The organism is Peptoniphilus sp. (genome assembly GCF_034090345.1).
Lineage (GTDB): Bacteria > Bacillota > Clostridia > Tissierellales > Peptoniphilaceae > Peptoniphilus.
Window position 1 is genome coordinate 1 of sequence record NZ_JAXDSS010000010.1, and the last position, 3,244, is coordinate 3,244.

The following is a 3,244-nucleotide window of genomic DNA, read 5'->3' on the forward strand; positions in this document are numbered from 1 at the left end:
CCAAATCTTAAATCTGGTTTATCTACTCCAAATCTATCCATTGCTTCTCTATAGCTCATTCTTTTAAGTGGTAAACTTATATCAACTCCAATCATTTCCTTGAAAACATGCTTTAAAAATCTTTCATTAGTTTCTATTACATCTTCTATGTCAACAAAACTCATTTCAGTATCTATTTGAGTAAACTCAGGTTGTCTATTTGATCTTAAGTCTTCATCTCTAAAGCACTTAGTTATTTGGAAATATCTATCAAATCCAGAGCACATCAAAAGTTGTTTCATCAACTGCGGTGATTGTGGAAGCGCATAAAATTGTCCTTCGTTAATTCTTGAAGGGACTAAATAATCCCTAGCTCCTTCAGGAGTTGGTTTAGTAAGCATAGGAGTTTCAACTTCAATAAATCCTTCTGATGAATAGAAATCTCTTGTTATCTTATAGAACTTGGATCTTGCAAATAGTTTTTTTTGCATTGAAGGTTTTCTCAAATCTAAGGACCTATATTTTAATCTCATATTTTCTGAAACATTGTCATCATCTTTTATATATATAGGCGGAACTTCAGATTTATTTAAAATCCTTAGTTCATTTGCTAAAATTTCAACTTTTCCAGTAGGAATTTTATCGTTCACTGAAGACCTTTCTCTTACAATTCCTTTAACAGCTACTACAAATTCAGATCTCAAGCCTGTAGCTTTTGTAAATAAATCTTTATCTACTGTATCATCAAAGACTACTTGAACTATCCCTTCTCTATCTCTTACATCTGCAAATACTATTGAACCTAAATTTCTCTCTTTTGAGACCCACCCCATTATAACTACTTCATTCCCAATTAGATTTTCTCTAACTTCTCCACAATAGTGAGATCTCTTTAAACCGGTTAACTTATCAGCCATTTATTCCTCCATATTAAAAACTCGTCCCTTGGGACGAGTGGTCTTTTATTTCTTAGTAAGCCCTCTTGACCCCTGACATAATCAGGTAGGTACTAAACAATTCAATTATATTATTTTATATTCTTCGTGTCAATTTTAGCATATTCTATTTTCTACTTTATCCTTAAGTATTTCCAAATCAGTTTTACCTCTTTTTGAAAGTTCATCAAATAAGAATCCAGCTCCCTTATCCATTCCTTGACAGCCTGCAAGTAATAGAACATCATCATCATTTACATCATCTACAATTATTCTTATTGCATCTGATAAAGTATCTATTATTTCAAAATTCATGTTGTTTTTAGACATGGTATTTTTAAACACTTCTAATTCTTTATCTAATACAATATCTTTTTTACCAACAACATCTTTACTCAAAGTTGCTATCACTTTATCAAGCCCTAAATCTTTAAACCATCGGACCATTCTCTCTGATGTTTCTCTGTTTAATTCGACTCCTCTACTACCTCTTATTGCATATAAAACATGTAAATTTTTATATTGCATTTGTTTTAAAGTATCTAAAGTTACATCTATATTTCTAGCATTAGCAAAATGGTCATCTATAACTTTAAAAGAGCCATCATAAATCATTTCACATCTTCTCTCAACACCAGAGAATAACTTTAGAGCTTTTATTATAATTTTCTTATCTATTCCCTCTAATAGCGCCACTATTATAGCGGCAACAGAATTCATGACTGATGAATATCCAGAAGCTGACAATTCAATATAGAATTTTTCAGGCTTAATTTTTACTCCATTAAATTCTATATCTCTTAAAACTTCAAACGTAAACTTCCCAAATCCGGTACTCAAATCTAAATCTTTTATGGTGCAATCATAATCTGAATTTTTTAGAGAATATGATACAACTTGCCCATTAGTTTTTTCTTTTAATTTTGCAATTTCATCAAAGTCCATATTTAGAACACAAGCTGTTTTATCCTTAGCCTCTCTTATCAACTTAGATTTAAATTTATAATAATTTTCAAAGCTTCCGTGTTGGTCAATATGCTCTCTTGAAAAATTGTTAAAAGTAACAATATTAAAATCTATATTTTTATTTCTATATAACTCTTGAGCTGAAGAAGAAACTTCCATAGTAACTTTCTCTATCTTATTCTCAACCATGTCTGATAGATATCTTTGTAAATCATAAGATTCAGGCGTAGTTAATATTGATGGAACCATTACCTCAGCATATTTGGTATAAACAGTTCCTATTATGCCAGTTTTATAACCCGCTAATCTATATATAGTATCCAACATAAAAGACGTAGTCGTTTTTCCATTTGTAGCAGTTATACCAACCATATTTATTTTTTCTGATGGACTATTAAAATATTTATTAGATAAATCTGCTAATGCAATCCTTGAATTTTCAACTTTAATTTGTGGAATATCAACGTCTACATAATCTTCCACAACAGCAACTACTGCACCTTTTTCATATGCATTCTTAACATATTTATGTCCATCAGTTACATATCCCTTTATAGCAACGAATAAATCTCCAGATTCTACATCATTAGAATTGTATCTAATGTTTTTTATATCTAAATCTTCAATTCCTAGTTTACTAAAATCATCTATTAATTGATTTAATCTCATTTTTCACTCCTATACCTATCAAATAGCACTTTTAATTTTTTATCAGAAACTTCTTTGTTTCTCGATAAATATTCTCGCATACTTCTAAAATTTGGTATCTGCTCAAATTTTTCACTATTTATGTGAAGTTTAGAAGTTGCTCCCATTCCAAAACCCCATATATCATGTAATTCCTGTATCATCATGATATTATAAATACATTCGTGTCCTTTTATAGAATAACCTATATTTTCATTACCGCCAATAATACGTTTTTGTCTGTACAAATAATATGGATTGTAATTATTTTCTTTTAACTTACTTATAACTTCATTATTAAAATTTATATTAAAATTTGATACATTTTGATTTTTTAAATAATCTGTTCCATTTTTTAAAGCTAATGAATGAACAGTTATATTGGTTGGATTTAATTTTATCACACTCTCTAGTGAATTCATAAAATCCTCTTCTGTTTCATCTTCTAATCCAATAATTAAATCCATATTTATATCTTTAAATTTTGGCTTGGCTTTATTATAACACTCTATAAACTCTTCTATGGAGTTTATTCTATTTATCGACTTAACTGTCTTAAAATTCATAGATTGAGGATTTATACTTATTCTATCAACATCATGATTTGATAACATTTCAATCATTTCATCAGTGAGTGTTTCAACCCTTCCAGCCTCTACTGTAAATTCTATTGTATC

Annotated in this window: 3 protein-coding genes; all 3 read right to left on the bottom strand. The window is 29.2% G+C overall.

Going from position 1 to position 3,244, the window contains the following annotated elements; all coding sequences use genetic code 11:
• A partial coding sequence (gene aspS / locus SOR77_RS00545) for an aspartate--tRNA ligase (protein ID WP_320635266.1) occupies nt 1-896 on the bottom strand: 896 nt, incomplete at its 3' end.
• Between the two features lie 135 nt (nt 897-1,031).
• A complete protein-coding gene (locus SOR77_RS00550; RefSeq protein ID WP_320635267.1) occupies nt 1,032-2,549 on the bottom strand; it encodes a Mur ligase family protein in 1,518 nt (505 codons plus the stop codon).
• A partial coding sequence (locus tag SOR77_RS00555; RefSeq protein WP_320635268.1) for a radical SAM protein occupies nt 2,546-3,244 on the bottom strand: 699 nt, incomplete at its 5' end. The genes SOR77_RS00555 and SOR77_RS00550, both read right to left, overlap by 4 nt.